Below are 24,259 nucleotides of genomic sequence, written 5' to 3'. Positions count from 1 at the left end.
AGGAGTCCCGGCAATCTGCAGAGGTCGTTCAGACGATCGCTCGATACACCCGTCCGAACGCGATTCGCTGAAGCGTCCCGATCGCCGCTTGCTCTTTCTGTTGATACGTAGCTGCGACGACGGTCTCCGTCGCGGGAGCGACGTGCCACGCGACGTGGGCGACGTTCTCGCTTCCCTCTTCGTGAACGTCGAAATCGTTCGGAATCGCCGCTTCGAACTCCTCGCGCGTTCCGGTGTGGACTTCCAGCAGTGACGCAAAGAGTGCGTCGCGGGCGGTTTCGACCACCTCACTCGTCACGCGCTCGCCGTACTCCTCGCGGTCGAAGTGCATCGCTTTCGCCGTCTCCTTGACGACGGTCTGTGCCGCCGGGCCGATGGCCTCGTACTGTTCTCGCACGTCCCCCTCGTCGTCCGGAGCGAGAATACCGTGAGTCTCCATGCGTGGCGGTTCTCGGGGTGGGGACTACTCGCTTTCGTCCTCGTCCTCACCTTCCTCCAGCATCTCCTCGGTCATCCGACGCGCTTCGTCGAGGATCGACTGGGCCTCTGTCCCCATCACACCGCCAGACATCCCGCCACCAGTCCCACTCGTTCGGGTATCCCGTCCGTAGCCACCGGTTTGCTGAAGTTCGTCTTCCAGTTCGTGGCCATGGTCGTGGTCGTGAACCGTGTCGTCGAACACGTGTGGATAGTCCGCTTCCGGTGCCAGCTCGGTGACGCGCGGCGCGAGTTCGTCCGGGCCGTAGTCGTCCCACTCCGGGACGTGCTCGTCCAGCCACGCTTCGTGTTCGTCGTCGCCGAGGATGGCGGCGAACGCGAGATGGTTGGCGAGGTGCTCCCCATCGGACTGTGGCGTCTCGCAGACCGGACACGCGAATCCCATACCCAGGGGTACGAAGTGCGGACAGAAAAACGATTCAGTCGAGTTCGACCACCATCACCATCGCGTCCTCACCGTCGCCGTAGTAGCGTGGCACCGTCCGAAGGTAGCGGAAGCCGAACTGGCGATACAGCGAGATGGCCGGTTCGTTGCTCGCGCGCACTTCCAACTTGACAGAACGGACATCACGAACCTGGAGTCCGGCGAGGGCACGCTCTAACAACTTCCGACCGATGCCCTCGCCGCGACGGGCGGGGTGAACCGCGAGGTCTTTGATGTGCCCGAGCGCCCGCCCGTGGTTCGGGATCAGGTCTGCCACGACGTAGCCGACGACCTTTCCGCCGTTCACCGCGACGAGAAACGTCGGTTCACCCACGTATCGTTCGAACGCCGAGAATGGCCACGGCTGTCTGAACGACGTCTTCTCGATACGAAAGACGGCGAGCAGGTCGGCATCCTCGGCTGGGCGGATGGTGAACGTGTCCGCTTCGCTCGCGGTGGTCGTCACACCATGGAGTTCGGCGTGGGATACTATAGTTTTCATGCCCCACAACCTTTTGTTGCGGTCGGGTGCCGAGATCCGCGCCACGTGGCGTCGGTCGTGGCCTCCCTCCCTGACAAAAGGTCGATCAAAAGCCTCCTCCCTCGCTTCACTGCGTTCCGCTCGGTCGTCGGCCCGGGAAATCTCCGATTTTCCGGGCTAAGGAACCCTCGAAAGAGTGCCGAAAGCAGACGCAAAGCGTCTGCTGAAGGCACGACTGAGGGGGTGACGCCGTGCTTTTGGTCCAGCTTTTACAGGGAGCCAGCAGGAGTGACGACCACGGTGGTCGTCACTCCTGCCTGCGACCATCGTAAAAGGTGGTAGCGAAGAGGGCGGTTCTAGTCGTCCGCAGGAGCCGCGCCGCTTCCGGACTCGGCCTGCTTCTTCGTGTGGGGCAGTTTGCCACCGTCGGCGAGGATACGGCGCTCGCGGTCGGAGGCGTCGAGCGTTGCGGTGAGTTCCCACTCGTCGTTCACGCGAACCGTGAACTCCTCCTGGCCGGAGCGGACTGCTTCGGCCACGTCGTCGACGATCTCGATGTCGTCGCCCTGCTCGATCTGCTCGTAGTCGTCCGCGTCGATTTCGAGCGGGAGGAGACCGAAGTTGAACAGGTTCGCCTTGTGGATGCGGGCGAAGCTCTGTGCGAGGACGCCCTCGACACCGAGGTACATCGGGCACAGTGCGGCGTGCTCGCGCGAGCTACCCTGTCCGTAGTTCTCGCCAGCGACGAGGAACCCGCCGTCGGCGTCGAGTGCGCGCTGTGCGAACGAGTCGTCCACGCGCGAGAGGGTGAACTCGGAGAGCTTCGGGATGTTCGACCGGTACATCAGGATGTCCTGCGTCGCCGGGATGATGTGGTCGGTCGTGATGTTGTCCTGCATCTTGAGCAGGGCCGGGCCTTCGAGGTCGGATTCGAGTTCGTCCTTCAGCGGGACGTCGCCGATGTTCGGCCCTTTGATGAGTTCGTCGTCCACGGCCTCGTCGGGGGAGATGAGGTCGGGATCGTCGGCGCTGGTGCCGTAGTTGTCGCCGAGTTCGAAGCCGGGGTCTTCGAGGTCGCCGAGTTCGTCTGCGAGGTCACGCGGGTCGATGATCTCGCCTTTGATGGCCGCCGCGGTGGCGACTTCGGGCGAACAGAGGTAGACCGAGTCGTCCTCGATACCGGAGCGACCCTCGAAGTTGCGGTTGAACGTTCGGAGCGAGACGGAGTCGGACGCCGGAACGTGACCGATTCCGATACAGGCACCGCAGGTCGCCTCGGAGAAGTTGACGCCTGCCGCCATCAGTTCGGCGACCCAGCCCTCGCGGGCGAGCATCTCGGAGGCCTGCTTGGAGCCGGGTGCGACGATCAGGTCGGTCTTCCGGTTGACCGTGCGACCTTCGAGCATCTTCGCGGCGGGGAGGATGTCCTCGTAGCCACCGTTCGTACAGGAGCCGATGATGACCTGATCGACCGACTGGCCAGCGACTTCGCGGACGGGAACGACGTTGTCCGGCATCGACGGCTTGGCGATGAGCGGTTCGAGGTCGGAGAGGTCGATGACGAGTTCGTCGTCGTACTCCGCGTCCTCGTCGGGCTGGAGGTCGACGTACTCGTCCTTGCGGCCGAGGCGGTCAAGCCAATCCTCGGTCTTCTCGTCCGTCGGGAAGATGGAGGTCGTCGCGCCGAGTTCCGTCCCCATGTTGGTGATGGTCGTGCGCTCGGGAACCGAGAGCGTCTCGACGCCGGGGCCGGTGTATTCGAAGATCTTGCCGACGCCGCCTTTCACGGAGAGACGACGGAGCATCTCGAGGATGACGTCCTTCGCGGTGGCCCACTCGGGGAGTTCACCTTCGAGGCGGACGTTGACGATCTCGGGCATCTCGATGTAGTACGGGCCGCCACCCATGGCGACAGCCACGTCGAGTCCACCGGAACCGATGGCGAGTTCACCGAGACCACCGGGAGTCGGCGTGTGCGAGTCCGACCCGAGCATCGTCTTGCCGGGTGCGGCGAAGTTCTCCTTGTGGACGTTGTGGCAGATACCGTTGCCGGGGCGAGAGTAGTGTGCGCCGAACGTGCCCGCCGCCGAGCGAAGGAACCGGTGGTCGTCCGTGTTCTTGAAGTCGAACTGGTACGTCTGGTGGTCACAGTACTGGGCAGCGATCTCCGTCTGGACTTCGTCCAGTTCGAGCGCCTCGAACTGGAGCCACACGAGCGTCCCTGTCGTGTCCTGTGTGAGAACCTGATCGATCTCGATCCCGATCTCCTCGCCGGTTTCGAGTTCGCCATCGACGAGGTGGTCATCGAGAATCTTTTCCGTCAGTGTCTGTCCCATATCGGTCGATAATCGACTCTCCGGAGGTATAAATCCCGCGTGTTTCTGTTCTATCGTTCGTTGTAAATGGCGCTCTCGCGTGGCAATTTTCGCCATTCAAAAATCGCACGTCGAACTAGATGATGGAGATCCTATGATTAATCAGTCGAACCGAACGTCGGCGATCTCGACGTCGGTCACGGTCGGCGTCCCATCGTCCGCACGACCCCACGAAAGCGCCGGAACGACGTCGTAGGTTTCGGTGCCACCCTGGAGTTCGAGTCGAGCGGACTCGCCCGAGGCGAGACGACGGTTTATCTGTGCTCGCTGATCGTCGGCGAAGCGGTTCGTCGCCGTCGTATCCTTGCCGCGGCGAACGGCGACGACTTCGACGTCGAGGCCGTCGGGACTCGTCCGAAGGTTCACTCGCAGGGGTACCTGCGCGCGCTCGTCGTCGAGAGACGGGAACGATAGGACTGCGTCTTCCGCATCTTCGAGTCGGTCGATCTCGGCGTCGAGTCCCTCCTGAACGGCGTGCATCGATTCCTCGACGGTTTCCATCGACTCCTGTACCGACCGCTGGATCTCCCGGCGAAGGCGGTCGCCGAAATCGGGGTCGAACGGACTGGGATGCTCACCACCCCCACGGGTCGAATCACCACCGTGGGTCGAGACGTGTCGTCCGTGTCCACGCGGGGGGCGCGGTGGACGCGGTGGGCGTGGCGGGCGTCGAGAGCGGTCGCCTCCCCACGCGCTAGACGGTTCTCCGCGTCCGCGTTCCAGACCCCGGCGAAGGGCTTCCTCCCACGAAAGGTCGAGTTCCCGCTTCCGGCGTTTCAGGCGTTCGAACACTTCGTCATCGTCGATGCTGATCCGAATCTCTCGGGCCATATCACTGCGTACCACACCATCTGACATAACTATTGCTACTGAACTCACACAGAACTCACATTGGACTCACATCTAGTGCATAGATTTATGGAGATAGTCGTGGAACGCCAACTGTGATGGAAGCACACACCAACCGAGATGGCGACCGAGACGGAACGATCCGGGTGAGCGGAATAACCAGCTTCGATGAAGTCGATGCAGAACGGTTCGAGGTTTCTGGCGTCGTGACCGTCGAGAGAGATGTCAACGTCGAGAGTGCTTCGTTTGCAGGGCCGACGAACGTCGAGGGAGATCTGCTCGGAGAGACGGCAGACGTATCCGGGGCCACGAACGTCGAAGGAGACGTTCGGATGGATCACCTCGTCGTCTCCGGGTCGATACACGTCGAAGGAACGGTCGTCGCCGATACCCTCGAATGCTCGGGGGCGGCCCACCTCGAAACAGTCGAAGTGGCGACGTTCGAGTCGTCCGGCGCGGTCGAACTGACGACGCTCGACGCCGAGACGGTTCGCGTCCACGGAGCCATCGAAGCGGAGCGAATCGAGGCGGACGACCTCGCCTTCGAACTCGTCTCGGAATCGAACGTCGGGCGACTCGTCGCCGATTCCGTAGTCGTCACCCGAGACAGACCCGATGGATTCCTCCGGGCCGAACACGTCGAAGGAGACGACATCGCACTCGACTACGTGGATGTCGAGACGGTCGTCGGTGGTCACGTCCAGCTTGGCCCCAACGCGAGCGTCGAAACCGTCCGGGCACGCGAACTCGACGCGGCGGACGGCGCATCTCTCGGGTCGGTCGAGTACGTCGAGTGAGAAAGACAACCATTTTGCCTCCGCGCGGAATCCGTTCGAGCATGTTCCAGAGCGGAACGTTCGTTGCCGAGCACATCGCGGAAACCAGGGACGAGCAGGTACAGCCCAACGGCCTCGACCTGACGCTCGAAACCGTCTACGAACAGCGCGATTCAGGCCGTATCGGACGCAACGGGAAGGAGATCGGAGACCGCCAGCAGGTCGAACCCGAAGAGGTGACCGAGAAGTCGCCTGATACCTACTATCTCCCGGAAGGTGGCTACATCGTCCAGTACGCCGAGACCGTCCGGATTCCCGAAGGCCACGTCGGATTCATCTTCCCCCGGTCGTCGCTCATGCGTAACTCCTGTATGCTCAACACGGCAGTCTGGGATGCGGGATACGAGGGCAAAGGCGAAGGCCTGTTGCAGGTTCACCACGACATCGAACTCGAACGCGGGGCACGCATCGCGCAACTCGTCCTCAGCGAGGCAGACCACGACGGAACGTACGACGGCGATTATCAGGGCGAAAATGTCGAGCAACCGACCGTCGAGTAGATGAACTGAGCCGTTCGCCTAATATCACTTTTCTAAATATTACATACTCTATTATTTTTCGAATATCGTTGGAAATTTATTAGTTCTTAGAACATACGATAGGAGATAGAATGGTTGTCAACCAGCCACATGGACGGCGGCGATTTCTGAAAACGACCGGTGCGACGGCTGTCGCATCGACGATACCCTTCAGCGGAACGGCGATGGCAGGGGATGGCGTACTCGACTCTGCGTTCGACCTGACGACGAGCGCCCTGCAAGAGGCACTCGTCGTCTTCGAAAGCAACGACGATGTCGACCGACTCGGCACACTCGACCTCGAAAACGGTCATCACAAGTTCGAGGTGCTGCCCATCGGCTACACTGAACTCTCGGTCAGTCAGTTGGAGACCGTCGCCGACTGGGATTCGGTTCGATACGTCCAGAAGAACGTCGAACTCGACTACTACAACGACGACACGCGCGACGTAACGCGCGTGTCGGAAGTGCAGTCGAAAGGATACACCGGAGAGGGGGTTCACACCGCAGTCATCGACTCGGGCGTGGACGGCGACCATCCGGACCTCGATGCCAGTCTCGTCTCGAACTGGCGCTGGGCGGGCAACCCACTTGGAGAGCCGACGCTCTGGGTTCGGGCGGGCGAACTCGATACCGACGACAACGGGCACGGTACCCACTGTTCTGGAACCATCGCTGGCGACGGAACACAAAGCGACGGCCAGTTCCGAGGGATGGCTCCGGACGCCGACCTCACCGTCTACTCGGCGGGGTTGACCCTCCTCATCGTCAAACCGGTCGCCGCGTTCGACCACCTGCTCGCGCGCCAGCAAGCAGGCGAGACCGACATCTCCATCGTCTCGAACTCCTATGGTTCCTCGAACGGCGAGGCGTTCAACCCGGACGACGCGCTCAACGTCGCCACGTGGGAGGCGTGGACACAGGGGCTCCTGCCGGTGTTCGCGGCGGGCAACTCCGGACCGAACACGAACACGCTCAATCAGTACGCGAAAGCACCGAACGTCCTCGGTGTCGCCGCGACGAAAGACGATAGATCGGTGACCGATTTCTCATCACGAGGTCGTAAACAGAGCGCCGACCCGAGCAACTGGGATCGAAAGACGGCACTCGACAACCTGGAGCAGTATCGCAGTGACGGGTCGGCGTCCGGCCCGCTCGGCATCTACCGGCCCGGTGTCGGTGCGCCCGGCAACGCCATCGTCAGCACGATGGAACCGACCGACCCGCTCAATGCGTCCAGCGGGGACACCCGGCTGTGGTACGCGACCATCAGCGGAACGAGCATGGCCTGCCCGGCAGTCGCCGGAATCGCCACGCTCGTCGTCGACGCCTACCGGCAGAACAACAGCGGGTCGCCGACGCCAGCCGAACTGCTGAACACCGTCTCGGCAGAAGCTGAAGATGCACTCAGTAGCTACACGCCGTGGAATATCGGGTCGGGCTTCGTGGACGCCGCAGACGCCGTGACTCGTGCAGAGAACGGGAATATGGGAACGTATAGCGATGTCACTCTGGTAAACTACTGAAACAGGTTCTACTTCTCCGAAATCGATATCCCTATTCTCATCGGGTTACTACCAGCGAACGAAGCGACGTGACAGCCAGCGACGTACTCAACCAGTGTGACAACTGTGGAGAACAAATGCTCGACGTCTATCTCGAAGATGGGCTGTGCTCGAACTGTCGAGAATAACGGTAACCCCGTTCGAAACGACGTCCCAGTTCGAAACGACGCATCACTCCTCGTCGTTCCCCAGTAGTCGCCGAAGATTCGACCGCACTCGATAGAACGCACTCCCTGTCGCTGCGATCCCGACCGTACCGACCCCCGCCGCAGTGCTCGACGCGGTCGCGCGCAGGGAACCCGCCTCGGTCGGCGAGTTGGCCGACGAACTGGGACGCGACCCGAGCACCGTCACGCATCACCTGAAACGACTGGAAGAAGACGGACTGGTCGAGCGCGAGCGCGACGGGCGCGCGGTCGTGAACCGCCTGTCGCCCGAAGCCAAGACCGCGTTCTCGGGGCAACCCGTGGCCAGTGCGGACGACTGAACTCGTCGCCGAACCGGTTCGAGAACGAGTTGGTTTCGAAACGAAAGGCCTTTTCGACGTTTCTTCGCAGAGAGAGTCGTGCATCGAAACCGGGTTCAGTTCTACGCACTCTATCTCTCGCGGTTCGCCAGCGGCTTCGGGTTCATCACGCTGGCGGCACTCCTCCCGACGTATCTCAACGTTCTCGACCCGAAATCGGGGGTCGTCGTCGGGCTGTTCGTCTCCGGACTCACGGCAGCGCAGTCGGTCGTGGTCGTACCGATGGCGTGGGCGGGCGACCGCTACGACAAGCGAACCGTCCTGCTCGGCAGTCTCGCACTCTCCATCGTGGCATACGCCGCGTTCCCCTTCGTGGAGAGCAGTTTGGGATTCATCACGGCTCGTGCGCTTCAGGGCGTGGCGATCACCGGGACGGGACTCATCACGCTCTCGCTCGTCGGTGAACTCTCGACGACGGGAACGCGGTCGAACCACATCGGCAAGGCCAACGCTGCGCGGTTCGCGGCGTCGATCCTCGGGTCGCTCTCCGCCGCCGCGCTGTACGAACTGTACGGGTTCGGCGTCGTCTTCGGCGTCATCGTCGCCCTGCTCGTTCCGGCACTGCTCGGTGTCCTCGTGTTCGTAGAGCGCGACGAGACGCGCATCGAGGGCTTTCCCTTCTCGAAACTGGCGTTCAATCGTCGGCTCCTGACGCTCACCAGTTTCCGAGCGCAGTATTCCGTGGCGGTGACGATGGTCAGGAGTTGGGTGCTCGTGTTCGCCGGTGTGGAGGCGGCGAAAGGTGGATTGGCCTACGCGACCCTCGCAGTCAGCACCATCCTCATCGCCGAGAAGTTCACGAACATGCTCTTTCAGCCCCACACGGGGCGGCTCTCGGACCACTACGGTCGGGCACTGTTCGTCTTCGCTGGCGGCGGGATGTACGGACTCGTCGCCCTCCTGATCCCGTCCGCACCCGCGATGGGCCGGGCGCTCGCGCTCCCCGCCGCGTTCCCCGTGCTCGGCGACCTCTCGCCCGCGTTCCGCCCGCTGGTCGGTCTGAACGCCCTGCTGGGAGTCGCCGATAGCTTCCGCGAACCTGCCAGCATGGCGCTGTTCGCAGACGAGGGCGCGGATGGCGCGGGCGTCGCCAGTAGCTTCGGGGTTCGAGAACTCGTCTGGCGACCCGGCAGCATCCTCGCGCCGATTCTGGCAGGAATCCTGATGACCGGCCCCGGCATCGAGTGGGTCTTCTACGTCGGTGGACTGGCCTCGATCTCCGGCGTCCTGACCTTTTTCGGCGTACTGTCGTACTCACATGGAGCGAGAGCGTTGACCCAGTGGTGACGAGAGCGAGAGCAGTTTCGTTCGCTGCGAATCAGGAGCGAGAGCAGACTCGGAGATGAACCAACGGCAGTCACGAACGACCGCACTGCTGCCGAACCGAGAGGATTCGCTAGAGCAAAATACCGCAACCGCACCACACCGCACCACAGGTATCCCCAAACCTCCCCGCCAGCGGCGTGGGCGCGCTCGGTACTCGTTTCACTCGCACCTCGCACGCCGTCTGATGGCGCAACCAGTACATTTCAGTAGAAAACAGTACAAAACAACGGAACCAGTCGTTCAGTTCTCGAAGTCGAACGTCCGGGCGGCCTGTTGCTGTCTGGTCGCCGTGCGTAACGTCGTTCACCGCTGCACTCATCAGACGCGACCGCCCAGATACGCGTCGATGACTCGTTCGTCGCGCAACACCGCCTCCGGGGTGTCGTCGGCCAACACTCGACCCTGATTCAGTACGATCAGGCGGTCGACGAGGTCGGCCAGCGTCTCGATCTCGTGCTCGACGATGAGGAATGTCAACCCCTCGTCGTTCATCTGCTCGACGAACGACGTGAGTTTCCGGGTCAGCGTCGGATTCACGCCAGCGAACGGTTCGTCCAGCAACAGGAGAGTCGGGTCGAGCATCAGTGCGCGAGCGAACTCCAGTAGTTTGCGCTGGCCACCCGAGAGGTTGCCCGCGTACTCGTCCGTGAGCGGGCCGAGGTCGAAGAAGTCGATGAGTTCGGTCGCTCGTGCGCGCACCGCCCGCTCCCGCTCGACCGCGGCGTCCGTGCGAACCAGCGCGGGCCACGCACGCTCGCCGGGATGGTCAGCTGCGGGCAATCGCACGTTCTCGGCGACGGTCAGCGTCCGCAGTTCGCGGGTTCGCTGGAACGTCCGAACCATCCCACGAGTGGCCCGGTCGTGGGTCGCCACGTGCGTCACGTCTCGACCCTCGAATCGAACTCGTCCCTCGTCCGGCGACTGGACGCCGGAGAGACAGTCGAACAGGGTCGTCTTCCCCGCACCGTTCGGACCGATGAGACCGACGAGACCGCCTTGATCGACCGTGAGGTCGACCCCATCGAGCGCCTGCACGCCGTCGAAGGACTTCCGCAGGCCATCGGCATCGAGCAGACTCATCGGTTCACCCCCAGCTCGTCCGGGTCGCCCCAGATACCGGCCGGTCGGTAGCGAATGATGAGAACGAGGACTAAGCCGATGAGGACGAGTCGGACGGACGCGAACTGGTCCTGACCGACGAACGGGAGCTGCTGGTTGAGAAAGCGGGTGAGCAATCGAAGCGCCAGCACGATACCGACGCCTGCGAGCACGCCGCGATGGTTGCCGGGGCCGCCGATGAGCATCCCGACCCAGACCAACACCGTAACGTTGAGTCCGAAGAAACCGGGCGCGACCGCGCCGTTGTAGAACGCGAACAGTCCGCCTGCCAAGCCGCCGAGCGCAGCCCCGAAGACGAACGCCTGTAACTTGTAATCGAAGACGTTCTTCCCGAGTGCGGCGGTCACGCGGTCATCTGCGCGAACGGCTCGAAGAACCCGCCCGTACGGGGCATCCGTCAGTCGCCGCAATCCTGCGTAGGACAGGAGCAGGATGCCGACGAGCAGCAGGACGGTTCCGGCGAGTTCCGTATCCGAGTCGGCCGCCAGCGCCGAAACCGGTTGTGGAACGTTCAGGATACCGATATTCGCACCGGTCACGTTCTCGAAGCTCCCCAACAGGTCGTGGAGTATCTCGGCCACGGCGAGCGTGGCGATCGCCAGAAAGTCGTCCCTGAGTCGGAGCGTCGCCACCCCGATGACCGCACCGAGAAGCGACGCCGCGACGACCGCTGCGAGGAGGCCGACCGGCCACGGGAGGCCGAGACCGACGCCGGCGAATGGATTCTGGGCAGTCAGCATGGCGGCGGCGTAGCCGCCGACCGCGAAGAAGGCGACGTGACCGAAGTTGACGAGACCGGTGAATCCGAACTGGAGGTTCAGGCCGAGCACCAACAGCCCGTACAACAGGAACGTCACACCGACTTCCAGAAAGACCAGCGCGAACCCCGGCAGTGGGATCGAAAGCGGAACTGCCAGAAGTACGAGCGTCAGCCCGAGCAACAGAACGCCCGTCGTCCCCGCCGAGAGGGGCAAGCGGTCGAGCGAGAGTCGGTCGGCCACGCTCACGCCCGCACCTCCGTCCCGGCGATACCGCCGGGGCGTACCAGCAGGACCACGATGAGCACCAGAAACGCCATCGTCGTTCCCAGTTGGGTCGCCCAACTCGGCAGGAGACCGATCGACAACGAGACCGTGATTCCGAGGAGGTACGAACCGACGATAGCGCCGTACACGCTTCCCGCACCGCCGAGGATGGCAGCGGTGATTATCAACAGGAGCTGTTCGAAGCCGACCGACGGGCTGGCCGCGCGCTGGACGGCCAGGAGGTAACCCGCCAACCCGGCGAGTCCCGACGAGAGCAGCCAGACGACGCTTCGCATCCGGGTCGTGTTGACGCCGGTGATCCGCGCGAGATCTTCGTTGTCACTCATCGCGCGCAGTGCCGTGCCGAGTTTCGTGTACTGAAGCAGGAGATGCATGGTGACGAACGAGGCGAGCGCGATGCCGACGACGAACAGGTGCTGGCTCGTGACGAATACGTCGAGCGCCTCCGAGCGATAGACGTTCGGCTGCGCGAGCGAGAATCGGCGCGGGTCTGGCCCGGCGACAAGTCGGATGCCGTTCCGAAGAATGAGACCGACACCGATCGAGGTCAGGAGCAGTGGAATCGGCCCAGTCTGGGCGAGCGGTCGGAAGAAGAGGATCGCAAGCCCCCACCCCGCGACTGCCGTGAGCAGGACGACGCCAAGGATGGTCGCGGTGGTCGGGAGCCCCCACTGCTCGGCCAGGCCGAAGCCGACGAACGCGCCGATGGTCACGTACTCGCCGTGGGCGAAGTTGATCATGTTCACCAGTCCGTAGACCAGCGTGAAGCCGATGGCAGCCACGGCGATGTACGACCCGAGCACGACCCCGAACACCACGTCCTGCAAAACCATGCGGTGGTCAGTACGTCTCGACCAGCGGTTTCAACTCGCTCGTCGGGATGGTGTCGATCTGCTCGAACCCCTGCGCAGAGATGCGCTCGACGCCGACCGCACCGAACACGTTGCCGAAGTCGGTGAAGTTGACCGGCGTCGCCGCCCCCTGATAGTTGATCCCCTCGTCGTTCGAGAGCGCCTCCTTCCCCTCCGCGAACGTACTGACTTTCGTTCCACCACCGCGTGAGACGGGGCCGATGTTGCGTTCGATCGCATCACGACTGGCGTCGCCCGCCCGCTCGATGGCGAGTGCGACGACGTTGGTCGCGTCGTAGGCCGCGACACCCCACGGGTGGATGTCGGCGTCACCCGCCTGCTGGAACTTCTGGATGAACGCGTCGTATCCCGGTCCCTGTCCGGTTGCGGCGGCGAGCCACGCACCGCTCGCCTGCTGGCCTGCGCCGTCGATGAGATCCTGGTCGCGCAGTCCGTCCTCCAGCAGCAGTTGTTTGCCGTAGCCTGCGCTCGACCACTCTCGCACGATGGTGACCGCGTCTTCGAGCGCGACCGCCAGCGCCCACGCGCCGAAGTTACCGTTGAACAGTCGGTCGAGTTCGGATTGGTAGGTCGATTTACCCTCCTCGACCTGGACGCGCTGGTCGATCGTTCCGCCGCCGTTCTCGTAGGCGGATTGGAACGCATCGGCCCACGACCGCTCACCCTGGCTGGTGCCGTTCATGATGGCGACGCGGTCGAAGCCTTCGTCGACCATCTTCTTCGCCGCGCCGATGGTGTGGACGGTGTCACCGATGATGGTGCGCCATATCCAGTCGTCGTCGCTCAGGTTCCCCGGCGTCCCCTTGTCGCCGCCCCGTCCGTCGAGCGCGGTACTCCCCGGCCACGGCGTTACGATGGGTACCTGCTGTGACTTGAGGAACTGGAACAACGGCGTGATCTCGCTGGAGAACAGCCCGAGGATGGCGGCGACGTTGTCGTTGTTGTTCATCTGCTGGACGACGGTTCGAGCCTGCTGTGGCTCGACAGCCGTATCCCGCCGCACGAGATTGACCTGCTGATCCAGTGGCCCCCCTGCATCGTTTATCTCGCCGATAGCGAGGTCGGTCGACTGCGACACCGCCGGTTGGAGGAAATCCCACTTCCCCGTCAACGACGCTGGCTGCCCGAATGCGATCTGATTCCCCTGACGCGAACGTGCACCGACACGTCCGCAGAATGCCAGTGTCGTTCCTGCTCCGCCAGTCGCCCGCAGGAACGCTCGGCGACCGATATATGTGTCGTTTGTTGTCATGCCACATATATCGATAAACCCAGAATTCGCATAAGCGTGGTATGTGTAATCGCCGAAATGACAACGTTGGATAAGGTGACGGAAGATGATGAGCTAACGTCTCGCTACCGTTCGGGGAGATCGCGGTTGGCGGGACCGTCGATAACCCCACCGTCGTAGTCGAACCGCGACCCGTGACACGGGCAGTCCCACGTCTGCTCCGCGTCGTTCCACTTTACGAGACATTTCATGTGCGTACAGACCGCCGACACGCGGTGCAGTTCGCCGTCTTCGTCGCGGTGTTCGGCGATGACATTCCCGCTTTCACGGACGATTCGGGCGTCGCCCGGTGCGAGCGACTCTCGTGCCCCATATGGTTTTCTCATCCAGTCGGAGACGAACTTCGTCCCGACGTTCGCGTTCTCCGATAGAAACTCCCGAGCGGTTCCGAGTGGCGGGAGACGTTCTGGGTCGAACACGTCGGCCCACTCGCTTCCATCTCCTGCGATCTCCTCGGCGACGATTCGACCCGCCGCGATACCGTTCGTCATCCCCCAACCGCCGAAGCCAGTGGCGACGAAGACGTTCGAGTGCCACGGGGCGATGGGACCGACGAACGGGACGCGGTCGGTCGAAACGTAATCTTGTGTCGACCAGCGGTACGCGACTTCTTCGATGTCGAACCGACGTCGGGCCTCCCGTTCGACCGCCCGATACCGGTCGCTCGTCGAACCGCCCTGTCCAGTCTTGTGATTCTGGCCGCCACAGAGGACGAACGACTCGCCGTTCGTCTCGTGTGAACGAACCGAGAAGTAGGGGTCGCCCGACCGGTAGTACATCCCTTCCGGTGGTGGGTCACGCGTGCGAACCGCCAGCACGTACGACCGTTTCGGGTACTGCCGGGCGAAGTATCCGGCGGGGTCGACGAACGGGAAGTGGGTCGCAACGACGACGTGGTCTGCGGTCACCGTCCCGCGTTCAGTCTCGACGCGACAGGGGTGTCCCGAGTGGAGGTCGGTTGCCCGCGTCTCTTCGAACACCTCACACCCGTCACCCTGAATCTCGTCTGTGAGGGTGAGCAAGTACTTCCGGGGATGGAACTGCGCCTGGTCGTCGAACCGGACTGCACAGTTCGCATCCACATCGAGTGGAACGCTCTCGACGAACGAAGCCGGAAGCCCCAGACTTCGGGCAGTCTCGACCTCGCGTCGGATTCGACCTCGTTCGCCGGAATCGGTGACGTACGTGTAGGCGGGACGACGACTGAAATCGCAGTCTACCTTCTCGGAACGTTCGGCGACGATCTCGATAGCCGCCTCGTTGGCCGTCGCGTACTGGCGAGCGCGTTCGTGACCGAAGCGCGACAGCAGTTCGCGGTAGACGAGACCGTGTTGGCTCGTCAGCTTCGCCGTCGTTCGCGCCGTAACACCGGAAACTACCCGCTCTGCTTCGAGCACAGCCACCGTCCTTCCGGCGTCTTTCAACTCCGCCGCCGCCGACAGCCCCGCGATTCCACCGCCGACGATCGCCACGTCGACCCGACGATCACCATCGAGCGGGTCGAAGTCGGACGACTGCGTCGTCTCTAGCCAGAGTGATGCATCCATCCCCGGTAATTCGTTTCGTTCCATCGAACCCCAGAACACGGGGTTCGACGCCGTCGTGGATAAGGAAGGTGGCCGTCTACTGCATGTAGCCGAGGTCGGCCAACCGCTCTTCGACGTCCTCTTCTCCCTTCTCGTCCATCGCCATTTCGTCGCTTTCATCGTACTCGGGATAGGACTGAGAGCCGACATCCGCGACGATGGGAATCACGTTCCCGTCCATCCGGTCACTGTACGGGATACCCAACGCGGACATGATGGTCGGAGCGATGTCGAAGATGTGGGCCTTCGTCGGCATCGCTTCGGTGTCGATTCCCGCCCCTTTCGCGGCGACGACGCCCTCCAATTTGTGGTTCCACGGTTCCGTCGGTGGCGCGAAGTAGTCGCCGAGCAGTTGTGCGGAGAGGAACTGACCCATCTCGTTCGGCATCGTCACGATGTCCGGAGCGTTCTCCACGTTCTTCCCGTGGAAGTACTCCTCGCGCGGTGCGACCTCGCCGAAGACGGGTTCGCCGTCGGGCGTCTCGACCGCGCTGAGTTTCGTTATCAGTTCATCGCGCAGTTCGTCGTACTCCTCCGGTGGAACGACGCCGTTCGGTTCCCGTCCCTGAAGATTGATGCGGACGCCCAACTCGGTTCGTGCTCGCATGTACGCGACCGAGTTCGGGAAGTCGACCTGCTCGTTGGCAGTTCGAGCCACGTTCTTCGGCGCGTACTGCTTTGCGATCTCGGCGAGTCCGACCTTCTCCAGTCCGGTTCGGATGCGGTGTGCGGTCAGGCCGAACTGGGCTGCTTTCGCCGCGATACGTTCGACAGTGTTCGGTTCCCACGTTCGGGTGTCTTTCCCTTCGCGCAGTTCCTCCTGGATCGGGTTCCACGACGGCATACCTTTGCCGCCTTTCCTCGCTTTCACGTAGCCTGCGTCGCGCAGGAACTCGTTGACGCGGAACTCGTACTTCTCGTACGGACCCATCCCGTGATCGCTGGCGATGAAGACCGTGTTCGGGTCGCATTCCTCCAAGATCTGGCCGATCTGTCTGTCCGTCTCCTCGTAGACGGTCGTCACCTTCTCCCAGTCGCCGTCGAACTCGTGGAAGACGGTGTCGGGTTTCTGGAACTGGACGAAGCCGAAATCGGGTTCGTGTTTGTCGGCGAGATAGCGGAACGCTTCGCCGCGCATCCGGACGAGTGTCGTGTACTCGTCCATCTTCTGTTCGTCGGTGAAATCGGAGTGTTCGCGCGAGTAGTTCGGATACACTCGGTATTCGCCGATCGCCTCACGTACCTCCTCTAACGCCCCTTCTGGGTGGCAACGTGGGTTCTCGGGACCGATGAATCCCGGAATGAGCGCGCCGTCGAACTCGTCGGGGGGGTGTGTCACCGGGACGTTGACGACGACGCTCGACAGGTCGTGTTCGTCGAACAACGACCAGATAGCGTGTTCTTCGACGTCGTTTCCACTGACCACACGGAAATCGTACCCATCGTAGGTGACGAAGCCACAGACACCGTGTTGTCCGGGGTTGACGCCGGTGTACATCGAGGGCCACGCACTCGGTGTCCACGGCGGCATCTGGGATTCCAACGGAGCAGCGACACCGTCCTCACAGATCGATCTGATATTCGGGACGACGTCATCCTCGTAGAGCCGCTCGAAGACGGGAAGACAGCCCGCGTCGATACCGATAAGAAGGACATCGACGTTGCCGCTCATCGTTTCTCACCTCGGATACAGTTTCGGCCAGCGTATCTCGTGTCGTTCGTCGGACAGGGTAACCCACCCTGTTGCGCGACGCTCGCCAGACTCATTGGAGGCCACTACTGGGTCTACTCATTTTATTATGGCACGCTTAAACCCGGCAGTTGAAAATCAGTCACCATCGCCGTCCGTAAAAGCAACGCCCGGTTCGTCGATAACCGTCTGTTTCCACGTCCCGCGAGTGAACCAGAGCGCCGCCGCGATGGCCCCGACGACGTTTCCGAACGCCATTCCGATCCAGATTCCTTCCGGCCCGAGGTCACGGACGAACGCGAGATAGTACACCGTGGGCACTCGTCCGATCCATAGCGCCACCATCGAGAATCCCATCGCCGTCTTGGTGTTACCCGCCCCGCGATACGCTCCGAGCAGTACCTGTAAGAGCGCCATGAACGCGAACTCGACGGAGCGAATCCGGAGATACTCGCTTCCGAATTCGATGGTTCGGGCCGCGTTCTCGGTCCCGGTCGCCATGAACACCCCAACGATGGGTTCGGAGAACAGGGCTGCGACGATGGCGACGGCGAGCATCACCGCCGACCCGACCTTCGCAGCCAGCCAGACCGCTCGTTCCGCGCGATCCGGTTTCTTCGCCCCGAGATTCTGACCGACCATCGTGTTCGTCGCTCTCCCCAACCCCATCGCCGGGAGGAAAACGAGTGACGCGAGTCGATTACCAAGTCCGTAAGCACTGACGACGGGCGGGGCGAACTGAACCACCATCGTGGTCAGTGTGATCATGGCGAGTGCACTCGTCGACTGTTCGAGCGCGCTGGGCGTTCCGAGGCGGATGATGTCCCAGATGTGACCGAAATCGGGGACGAGGTCGTCGACGCTCACGTCAGGCCCGGCGTGAGCACCGAACAGGACGTACAACCCGAGGACGGTTGCGACACCCCGCGCGATGATCGTGGCCATCGCCGCACCGACGATATCCATCTTCGGGAACGGTCCCACGCCGAAGATGAGGAGCGGGTCGAGTACGACGTTGATGGCGACGCTGACGAGCATGATACGCATGGGTGTCCGGGTGTTGCCGTAGCCGCGCATCAGCGAGTTGAAGACGAAGAAGCCGAACAGGAACGGCATTCCGAGGAAGAACGTCTCCATGTACTGGCGAGCGAGCGGAACGACGTTCTCGGCCGTCGCATCCTGTGTCGGCATGAGCGAGAGCATCGGCTGGGTGAGGAAGTGGCCAGCGACTCCGAGGACGACCGACAGGAACAGCACGAAGACGAGAATCTGGCCTGCGACCTTCCCAGCGGAGGCCTCGCTGTCGGCCCCGGTGTACTGGGCGACGAGGATGCTCCCGGCGGTGGTGAACCCACCCGCGACGGAGATGAGGAAGAAGATGAGCGGGAACGCGATACTCATCGCACCGACCGCATTGGCCGACAGCCGCCCCAGCCAGAAGGTGTCCGCGACGTTGTACATCACCTGCAGGAGTTGGATGACGACGATCGGCCACGCGAGTTCGAACATCGGGCGCACCAGCCCACCCTCCGTGATAGAACTGCGGGGCTGTGTGCTAGTCATCGTCTTTTCGAAACGAAATAGGTCGGTTTCAATATTTCGACTCGTAGATGGGTCGGTGAAATTTGCCGCATCCATTCCCTGTTACGTACACTGCTCCGGACGTCGCCGCCGAAATCACCACCATACGGAGGGAAACGAAGACCAGCAAACGATGATTAGGGACAGCCTAACGCCTCGAAAACCGGCTTACACACGGACGAGTACGGTTTGGCGGCCATCGCGTCGTTCCTCGACATCCGGGAGCATGGCGAGCCACTTCTTCACGGTGCTCGCACGCCGGTTCGCACTCGACCGTGACAGCTCCGACTCGGTTTCGAGTACGTCGACGAGTTGGTCTCGAGTCAACCGTCCCTGTCCGTAAAGGGCGTCCCGAGCCCGTGAGACGATCTCGACGTTCGCGATGGCCGAGACGAGAAGTTCTGTGGCGACCTCGTCGTCGCCTCTTACGAGAAGTTCGAGATACTCCACACCGGAGCGTGTCAGCCCCCATCGACGCTGTTCGCGGCCATCCACGACGACCGGCGTTTCCTTGTGAGCGAACCCGAGCAACCAGCCCGCGGTGGCGTACAGATCGGCATGCCGTGGGGAGAACGAATCACCGGTCGATCCCCGCACATACTCGGTTATCTTGTGTTTCGATCCGTCAGTCGTGTCGATCGCTTCTAGCACTCGCCGAAGCGTGTCGAAACTATCCGCCAGTGGTACTTCGATTGTCGGAACTTGATCGTCGCGTTCCGGTTCCTCGAACACCGCCCAGAACTCTGGATCGAGTTCGCATCCGGTGTGTGTTCGTTCGACACCGATCTCGTGTTCGACCATGAGTTCTGCGAGTCGCTCCCCGTCCACGAGACAAATGTGGGAACTGTCTGCGGCGTCGATAGCGCCACTCGTGTAGGAACTCGTGGTGATGTGTGTCCCAATCTGGTGATTTCCCTGCCTAAGCGCACCGTCGAACCGCTGGATGTAACTCAATCCGACCGAGTTTCCCTCCGCGTATCGTTTGACTTGCACTCCTAGCCGAGCACGGAGTAACTCTTCGTCGATGATTCCCTCGATATCGATACCGGCGTCGTTCTGGAACGCAGTCACCCGAAGCGACTCGGTATCGAGTTTCCGGACGAGCACCATCTTACAGAGCACTTCGAATTCCGACGGGGACACCTCGAACGTCCGGTCTCGAACAGTGTCCCGCATCGCCGCCGTTTGCATACGGGACGATTCGACCACTGGCTGAAATAGATGGGTGAACGGGCGACCAGTTCGACCGGTTCAACGCAGATGCCACGATCCACACAGATGCCGAAACCGAAGTACTCATGACCGTCAGGCCCACCGTTGGAGACGGTAGAAATCGAACATATGATACTGACCGGAACGGTAATCGCCGACGCGACGACGATCATCGACGACGGGGCGGTCGTCGTGGACGGCGATACCATCGAGGCAGTCGGCGAGCGACCGGACGTACTCGACAGCTATCCCGACCACGACGTGGACGAGTACGACGTTCTGATGCCGGGGCTAGTCGGGGGGCACGTCCACTCGGTACAGAGTCTCGGGCGAGGTATCGCCGACGACACCGAACTCCTCGACTGGCTCTTCGAGTACGTCCTCCCGATGGAGGCTGGCCTCGACGCCGACGAGATGGCCGTCGCCGCGAAACTGGGCTACCTCGAACTCGTCGAGAGCGGGACGACCACCTGTATCGACCACCTCTCGGTTCGGCACGCCGACCGGGCCTTCGAGGCCGCCATCGAGATGGGTATCCGGGGTCGCCTCGGGAAGGTGCTGATGGACAAGAACGCCCCCGACGGACTGCGGGAGGACACCGATGCCGGACTTCGGGAGACCGAACGACTCATCGACCGCTATCACGGCACGAACGACGGCTTGATTCGCTACGCCGTGACGCCGCGATTCGCCGTCACCTGTTCGGAAGACTGTCTCCGGGGCGTGCGCCGCCTCGCGGACGACCACGAAGGCGTGCGTATCCACACCCACGCGAGCGAGAACCGCGACGAGGTCGCCACCGTCGAAGCCGAGACGGGTCACCGCAACATCCACTGGCTGGACGAGGTCGGACTGACCGGCGAGGACGTGGTGCTCGCCCACTGCGTCTGGACGGACGAATCGGAGCGCGACGTGCTCGCCGAAACCGGCACGCACGTCACCTACTGCCCCTCCTCGAACATGAAACTCGCCAGTGGCATCGCACCGGTCGTCGAATATCTCGACCGGGGCATCAACGTCGCGCTCGGGAACGACGGCCCGCCCTGCAACAACACGCTCGACCCCTTCACCGAGATGCGACAGGCCAGCCTCCTTCAGAAGGTCGGCGAACTCGACGCGCGGGCAACCCCCACCCAGACCATCTTCGAGATGGCGACGATAAATGGTGCCCGCGCCGCCGGATTCGAGCGCGTCGGGAAGCTTCGCGAGGGCTGGCAGGCCGACATCGTCGGCCTGACGACCGACCTGACTCGTGCCACGCCGCTGTACGACCCCCTCTCGCACGCCGTCTTTGCTGCCCACGGCGACGACGTGGAGTTCACGATGGTCGCCGGAAAGGTGCTCCAGCAGGACGGTGAGGTGGTCGTCGCCGACGCCGACGCGATTCGAGCGGAGGCGAACGAGATCGCCGCAGGACTGGACGTGGCTCCGGAAAGCGGCGTGTTCTGAGTCCGACACTACGGGACCGCAGTGTCGGACTCTTTTCTGAGAATCACTTCCTGAGCGTGGCTATCGCTGCGGCAGGGGTCGAACCGCGTGCGAAGTGTCCGTCAGCGTCTCTGGCGATCCACTCGCCGTCACGTGTCTGGCGAACGGTCGGGCAGTCGGCAGGGTCGCGGATGGGGTACTCGGGGTCTCTCTGCAGGTGCTAGGTGATCGTGTAGGTATGGAATATGTTAGTTACTCACCACCTGTGGAGACGGTAGGGACTGCCTGTCTGGTGTCGTGTGATAGCCGGTGTAGAACGTAACGGGCATGACTGAAGTTCGTCTGTCTGCGATAATACAGAGGTACGGGGATGGTCAGATATCCGCTAGCCCGTCATAGGTAGGTGATTGCAGATGTTGGACGTCGACGAGCGCAAGCCAGAACCAGAGGAAGGGGATCGCAAACGAACCCATGGCGATGCCGTGCCCGAAGACGGTCGTGACGAGCCCCGCCAAGATGACCCGCGCCGACACTGACCACGTCGTTGGTGTGAACGAGCGATTCAGGCGAGCAAGTTCGAAATAGGCCATCGTCAGAGTGATCCCGAACAGGCTCACCCCGATGATCCCCGTTTCAGCGGTGAGCCGCCCGATCAACGTTTTCAGGTTCACGGAGTTTTCCCACGAGACCTTTGCCAGGCGAGCGACGCCGTCCGGCGGGACGATCGCCTGGATGTGGTGATTCGTCCCACCGAGGCCGTAGCCAACGAACCCGTGGATAGACGAGAACGCGGTGATGAAAGGCCCGATCGTCGAATAAAATCGCGTGAGTATCGACGTGCCCCAAGAGCCAGTCACGAGGTTCGTGAGCTGATACGCGAGATACGTCCCAGGGAACGCAAGCACGAATAGCCCTGCACCCAGACCACAGACCACCAGGCCGACACCCATGAGCTTCCAGTTTCCGCTCAGCAGCGTGATCGCCCCCACGAAGACTACGAGGAGGAGGACACCGGATGTCGAGAAGCGTGCCGATGAAAGCCCCGGCGAGCGCGATGAGAGCACCGCCCCACAGTCGGCGGTCATTCGTCGTCTGTGCGCGGTGATATCCGAGCAGGCAGATCGGGAGCAAGAGTGCGATCAGAAAGAACGCGAAGTGCGCGGGCTCGCTCATCAACCTGGAGGTGCGGGTCAACCCGTCGTATCCAGTCGAGGCGAATCCCCGGAACACCAGTGGAATCACAGCGAGCGCGTCGAAGTGGGTCGCCTGCCAGCCGAGAGTAAGCCAGGCAGCGCCGAGGGAGGGAAGCCCACCGACGAGGATGCTTCGCAGTATCGTCTCGGTCTCGACGACCGACAGGGCACGTCTGAGCACGTAGAAGACGGCGACACCGCTACTGAGAGCCACTAGTTGCCGTCCGAACAGCCACACTCGATTCAAGCCAGCACCACCGACGAGGACATCGATGGTCACGGCGAGAAGCGAGAGCACGAACGTATACCCAACGAAGAGCGACAGCGCACCCCACAACGGGGAGGGGCGGAGGGTGCGCTGCCGAGACAACAACAGAGGAAACAGTACAAGCGCGAGCAACGAGGTTGCTGGAGCGATGTAGGGCTGGATGGGGAGGGGAATCGCCTCGATCTAGAGCAGCCCGAGCAGCAGCACGCTGCTGAGGGCGCAGATATCATGTGGTATGCGTAACCTGTCGTCGAGACCTGAAATTCGGAGGGGGACCATTTTCTTACCCATTCTGGACGATACACATAATCCTTTTTCCAACCGTATTTATAAATACGCAGTATAAAATCCGATATATCGGCATTAGATATCGAAATAGCCACAATCAAGAGGAGGATCAGTTTCTGGAGCCCCTGGTCATATTGGTAACACTCATCGGTCGCCCAGTCCCACAGAATAGTACTGCCTCTCCTGTACCTCGAATCCGTTGCGGTGCTCGGTTTCGGCTTACGGGCGCGACGGGATTTGAACCACCGGAAGGGAACCTGAAAACAAGTTTCAGAACCCCTTCCGTGACTCGCGGTTCGCGCCACCGGCGCTGCACCGCTCACCCGCGACATCACGCGGTACTCGGCGCACAGCGCCTGCGCTTCCGCACCGTGGGGAACCAAAGCTCGCGTTCAATCGAGCTACGGGCCAGCCGATACCGTCCCCTCGGTTTGCGAGGCAATCTTGACCACAGACCTCGAACCGATAGCGCCACAGGACGCCGTTGACTGGTACCTGGACGAAAAACGCACCGAACTCTCGACCGCCACTATCTACAGTCACTCATCGCGGCTCGGCCACTTCCTGCGCTGGTGTGACGAGCAGGACATCGACAACCTGAACACGCTCACCGGGCGTGACCTGCACCGCTACAAACTCTGGCGGCGCAACGAAGGTGACCTCCGTCCGGCCACCGTGAAGACCCAGACATAATTAGTTGTTTGAACTCCAAGAGAGTCCAGCCTCCTTCAGGGAGGTCAGTGCGTGCCCATCACCACATAGAATCGTGGGTGCGTCGCTCGTCACCTTTGCTGTCGAATAGTTCTTTTTCGGGTGATGCAGACGGTTGCGCCGCCACCCCCAAAGTTACAGGCGGATGAGTTCGCCGGGGAATGACGTGCATCGTTATACCCGCTGGACGACGAGCCACGTGAGGATGCCAAGGGCGATGAATGCGGTCGCGAGCGTGCGATTCGTCTGCCAGAGGCTGAAACCACCGGCGATGAGTGCTGCAGGGACACCGGCGCTTCGAACACGGTCGGGGACTGCTGGGCGTGGTTTCGATGTCATAGTACTCCTCTCGAGGGCGTGTTGCCCCTCGAGTCACATCTTTACAAATTAATCGTATTCTAATTAAATTAAATCCTTATCCAAAGTGGAAGTGGACGAAGTCGACGACCGGCATACGGAGCGCGAGACAATGGAGTACTGGCTGCAGTTCCTTGACAATGTAGAATTTTCGAATACATTCCACTTAGAGTACGCCAACATACCGGGGACTGGTTCGCAGTGAGCATCAGTCCGGGT

General features: G+C 62.1%; 24 protein-coding genes. 9 read left to right on the top strand and 15 right to left on the bottom strand.

The window, feature by feature from the left end:
- Positions 1–28: 28 nt before the first annotated feature.
- The 5 genes from ACR3FE_RS09445 to ACR3FE_RS09425 all read right to left on the bottom strand — a co-directional run bounded on the left by ACR3FE_RS09445 (position 29) and on the right by ACR3FE_RS09425 (position 4,609).
- Positions 29–439 (bottom strand): DUF5809 family protein, encoded by a 411-nt coding sequence (locus tag ACR3FE_RS09445; RefSeq protein WP_458206859.1) that lies wholly within the window; start codon positions 437–439, stop codon positions 29–31.
- A 24-nt stretch (positions 440–463) separates the two neighbouring features.
- Positions 464–883, bottom strand: coding sequence for a DUF5810 domain-containing protein (locus ACR3FE_RS09440; RefSeq protein ID WP_458206858.1), 420 nt, complete (start codon positions 881–883; stop codon positions 464–466).
- A 34-nt stretch (positions 884–917) separates the two neighbouring features.
- Positions 918–1,424, bottom strand: a complete 507-nt coding sequence (gene rimI, locus ACR3FE_RS09435; RefSeq protein WP_458206857.1) for a ribosomal protein S18-alanine N-acetyltransferase — start codon at positions 1,422–1,424, stop codon at positions 918–920.
- A 335-nt stretch (positions 1,425–1,759) separates the two neighbouring features.
- On the bottom strand, positions 1,760–3,739 hold the full coding sequence (locus tag ACR3FE_RS09430) for an aconitate hydratase (protein ID WP_458206856.1): 1,980 nt from the start codon (positions 3,737–3,739) through the stop codon (positions 1,760–1,762).
- A 141-nt stretch (positions 3,740–3,880) separates the two neighbouring features.
- Positions 3,881–4,609 carry a hypothetical protein gene (locus ACR3FE_RS09425; RefSeq protein ID WP_458206855.1) on the bottom strand — a complete coding sequence of 243 codons (729 nt, stop codon included), beginning with the start codon at positions 4,607–4,609 and terminating at the stop codon, positions 3,881–3,883.
- Positions 4,610–4,725: 116 nt separating this feature from the next.
- On the opposite strand from ACR3FE_RS09425, the gene ACR3FE_RS09420 reads away from it, so the two are divergent.
- The 5 genes from ACR3FE_RS09420 to ACR3FE_RS09400 all read left to right on the top strand — a co-directional run bounded on the left by ACR3FE_RS09420 (position 4,726) and on the right by ACR3FE_RS09400 (position 9,359).
- Positions 4,726–5,424 carry a hypothetical protein gene (locus ACR3FE_RS09420; RefSeq protein ID WP_458206854.1) on the top strand — a complete coding sequence of 233 codons (699 nt, stop codon included), beginning with the start codon at positions 4,726–4,728 and terminating at the stop codon, positions 5,422–5,424.
- Positions 5,425–5,465: 41 nt separating this feature from the next.
- Positions 5,466–5,963: a deoxyuridine 5'-triphosphate nucleotidohydrolase gene (locus ACR3FE_RS09415; protein WP_458206853.1), complete on the top strand. Its 498-nt coding sequence runs from the start codon at positions 5,466–5,468 to the stop codon at positions 5,961–5,963.
- A 110-nt stretch (positions 5,964–6,073) separates the two neighbouring features.
- Positions 6,074–7,507 (top strand): S8 family serine peptidase, encoded by a 1,434-nt coding sequence (locus ACR3FE_RS09410; protein WP_458206852.1) that lies wholly within the window; start codon positions 6,074–6,076, stop codon positions 7,505–7,507.
- 283 nt (positions 7,508–7,790) lie between these two features.
- Positions 7,791–8,033, top strand: coding sequence for a metalloregulator ArsR/SmtB family transcription factor (locus ACR3FE_RS09405; protein WP_458207185.1), 243 nt, complete (start codon positions 7,791–7,793; stop codon positions 8,031–8,033).
- 78 nt (positions 8,034–8,111) lie between these two features.
- Complete coding sequence (locus tag ACR3FE_RS09400; protein ID WP_458206851.1) at positions 8,112–9,359, top strand: MFS transporter; 1,248 nt, start codon at positions 8,112–8,114, stop codon at positions 9,357–9,359.
- A gap of 357 nt (positions 9,360–9,716) precedes the next feature.
- On the opposite strand, the gene ACR3FE_RS09395 is transcribed toward ACR3FE_RS09400, so the two are convergent.
- From ACR3FE_RS09395 to ACR3FE_RS09360, 8 genes are all read right to left on the bottom strand, one after another.
- Positions 9,717–10,478 carry an ABC transporter ATP-binding protein gene (locus ACR3FE_RS09395; RefSeq protein ID WP_458206850.1) on the bottom strand — a complete coding sequence of 254 codons (762 nt, stop codon included), beginning with the start codon at positions 10,476–10,478 and terminating at the stop codon, positions 9,717–9,719.
- Positions 10,475–11,524, bottom strand: a complete 1,050-nt coding sequence (locus ACR3FE_RS09390; RefSeq protein WP_458206849.1) for a branched-chain amino acid ABC transporter permease — start codon at positions 11,522–11,524, stop codon at positions 10,475–10,477. The genes ACR3FE_RS09395 and ACR3FE_RS09390 overlap by 4 nt, the downstream gene beginning before the upstream one ends.
- Positions 11,521–12,396: a branched-chain amino acid ABC transporter permease gene (locus tag ACR3FE_RS09385; RefSeq protein WP_458206848.1), complete on the bottom strand. Its 876-nt coding sequence runs from the start codon at positions 12,394–12,396 to the stop codon at positions 11,521–11,523. Before ACR3FE_RS09385 ends, ACR3FE_RS09390 begins: the two co-directional genes overlap by 4 nt.
- Before the next feature lie 7 nt (positions 12,397–12,403).
- A complete protein-coding gene (locus ACR3FE_RS09380; RefSeq protein WP_458206847.1) occupies positions 12,404–13,687 on the bottom strand; it encodes an ABC transporter substrate-binding protein in 1,284 nt (427 codons plus the stop codon).
- Between the two features lie 104 nt (positions 13,688–13,791).
- Entirely contained in the window at positions 13,792–15,297 is a 1,506-nt protein-coding gene (locus ACR3FE_RS09375) for an FAD-dependent oxidoreductase (protein WP_458206846.1), read from the bottom strand.
- Positions 15,298–15,349: 52 nt separating this feature from the next.
- Positions 15,350–16,984: an alkaline phosphatase family protein gene (locus tag ACR3FE_RS09370; RefSeq protein WP_458206845.1), complete on the bottom strand. Its 1,635-nt coding sequence runs from the start codon at positions 16,982–16,984 to the stop codon at positions 15,350–15,352.
- Between the two features lie 156 nt (positions 16,985–17,140).
- Positions 17,141–18,565 carry an MATE family efflux transporter gene (locus ACR3FE_RS09365; RefSeq protein WP_458206844.1) on the bottom strand — a complete coding sequence of 475 codons (1,425 nt, stop codon included), beginning with the start codon at positions 18,563–18,565 and terminating at the stop codon, positions 17,141–17,143.
- Positions 18,566–18,751: 186 nt separating this feature from the next.
- Positions 18,752–19,774: a restriction endonuclease gene (locus tag ACR3FE_RS09360; RefSeq protein WP_458206843.1), complete on the bottom strand. Its 1,023-nt coding sequence runs from the start codon at positions 19,772–19,774 to the stop codon at positions 18,752–18,754.
- A gap of 150 nt (positions 19,775–19,924) precedes the next feature.
- Between ACR3FE_RS09360 and ACR3FE_RS09355 the strand changes: the two genes are divergently transcribed.
- Positions 19,925–21,244, top strand: coding sequence for a 5'-deoxyadenosine deaminase (locus tag ACR3FE_RS09355; RefSeq protein WP_458206842.1), 1,320 nt, complete (start codon positions 19,925–19,927; stop codon positions 21,242–21,244).
- Between the two features lie 353 nt (positions 21,245–21,597).
- On the opposite strand, the gene ACR3FE_RS09350 is transcribed toward ACR3FE_RS09355, so the two are convergent.
- Entirely contained in the window at positions 21,598–22,308 is a 711-nt protein-coding gene (locus tag ACR3FE_RS09350) for a hypothetical protein (RefSeq protein WP_458206841.1), read from the bottom strand.
- Between the two features lie 16 nt (positions 22,309–22,324).
- Between ACR3FE_RS09350 and ACR3FE_RS09345 the strand changes: the two genes are divergently transcribed.
- The 3 genes from ACR3FE_RS09345 to ACR3FE_RS09335 all read left to right on the top strand — a co-directional run bounded on the left by ACR3FE_RS09345 (position 22,325) and on the right by ACR3FE_RS09335 (position 23,665).
- Positions 22,325–22,633 (top strand): hypothetical protein, encoded by a 309-nt coding sequence (locus tag ACR3FE_RS09345; protein ID WP_458206840.1) that lies wholly within the window; start codon positions 22,325–22,327, stop codon positions 22,631–22,633.
- Positions 22,634–22,927 (top strand): hypothetical protein, encoded by a 294-nt coding sequence (locus ACR3FE_RS09340; protein ID WP_458206839.1) that lies wholly within the window; start codon positions 22,634–22,636, stop codon positions 22,925–22,927.
- Positions 22,928–23,416: 489 nt separating this feature from the next.
- Positions 23,417–23,665 carry a hypothetical protein gene (locus ACR3FE_RS09335; RefSeq protein ID WP_458206838.1) on the top strand — a complete coding sequence of 83 codons (249 nt, stop codon included), beginning with the start codon at positions 23,417–23,419 and terminating at the stop codon, positions 23,663–23,665.
- A gap of 192 nt (positions 23,666–23,857) precedes the next feature.
- Here the strand turns inward: ACR3FE_RS09335 and ACR3FE_RS09330 are convergent, their stop codons facing one another.
- A complete protein-coding gene (locus tag ACR3FE_RS09330) occupies positions 23,858–24,022 on the bottom strand; it encodes a hypothetical protein (protein WP_458206837.1) in 165 nt (54 codons plus the stop codon).
- Between the last annotated feature and the right edge of the window lie 237 nt (positions 24,023–24,259).

It is taken from the genome of Haladaptatus rarus, from assembly GCF_054177585.1.
This window is presented reverse-complemented; position numbering and strand designations above follow the sequence as displayed.

Bases quoted from the DNA above. Each gene is read 5' to 3' on its own strand.
- ACR3FE_RS09445 (WP_458206859.1), bottom strand. From the start codon at position 439: ATGGAGACTCACGGTATTCTCGCTCCGGACGACGAGGGGGACGTGCGA.
- ACR3FE_RS09440 (WP_458206858.1), bottom strand. From the start codon at position 883: ATGGGATTCGCGTGTCCGGTCTGCGAGACGCCACAGTCCGATGGGGAG.
- rimI (WP_458206857.1), bottom strand. From the start codon at position 1,424: ATGAAAACTATAGTATCCCACGCCGAACTCCATGGTGTGACGACCACC.
- ACR3FE_RS09430 (WP_458206856.1), bottom strand. From the start codon at position 3,739: ATGGGACAGACACTGACGGAAAAGATTCTCGATGACCACCTCGTCGAT.
- ACR3FE_RS09425 (WP_458206855.1), bottom strand. From the start codon at position 4,609: ATGGCCCGAGAGATTCGGATCAGCATCGACGATGACGAAGTGTTCGAA.
- ACR3FE_RS09420 (WP_458206854.1), top strand. From the start codon at position 4,726: ATGGAAGCACACACCAACCGAGATGGCGACCGAGACGGAACGATCCGG.
- ACR3FE_RS09415 (WP_458206853.1), top strand. From the start codon at position 5,466: ATGTTCCAGAGCGGAACGTTCGTTGCCGAGCACATCGCGGAAACCAGG.
- ACR3FE_RS09410 (WP_458206852.1), top strand. From the start codon at position 6,074: ATGGTTGTCAACCAGCCACATGGACGGCGGCGATTTCTGAAAACGACC.
- ACR3FE_RS09395 (WP_458206850.1), bottom strand. From the start codon at position 10,478: ATGAGTCTGCTCGATGCCGATGGCCTGCGGAAGTCCTTCGACGGCGTG.
- ACR3FE_RS09385 (WP_458206848.1), bottom strand. From the start codon at position 12,396: ATGGTTTTGCAGGACGTGGTGTTCGGGGTCGTGCTCGGGTCGTACATC.
- ACR3FE_RS09380 (WP_458206847.1), bottom strand. From the start codon at position 13,687: ATGACAACAAACGACACATATATCGGTCGCCGAGCGTTCCTGCGGGCG.
- ACR3FE_RS09375 (WP_458206846.1), bottom strand. From the start codon at position 15,297: ATGGAACGAAACGAATTACCGGGGATGGATGCATCACTCTGGCTAGAG.
- ACR3FE_RS09370 (WP_458206845.1), bottom strand. From the start codon at position 16,984: ATGAGCGGCAACGTCGATGTCCTTCTTATCGGTATCGACGCGGGCTGT.
- ACR3FE_RS09365 (WP_458206844.1), bottom strand. From the start codon at position 18,565: ATGACTAGCACACAGCCCCGCAGTTCTATCACGGAGGGTGGGCTGGTG.
- ACR3FE_RS09360 (WP_458206843.1), bottom strand. From the start codon at position 19,774: ATGCAAACGGCGGCGATGCGGGACACTGTTCGAGACCGGACGTTCGAG.
- ACR3FE_RS09355 (WP_458206842.1), top strand. From the start codon at position 19,925: ATGATACTGACCGGAACGGTAATCGCCGACGCGACGACGATCATCGAC.
- ACR3FE_RS09350 (WP_458206841.1), bottom strand. From the start codon at position 22,308: ATGACCGCCGACTGTGGGGCGGTGCTCTCATCGCGCTCGCCGGGGCTT.
- ACR3FE_RS09330 (WP_458206837.1), bottom strand. From the start codon at position 24,022: ATGACATCGAAACCACGCCCAGCAGTCCCCGACCGTGTTCGAAGCGCC.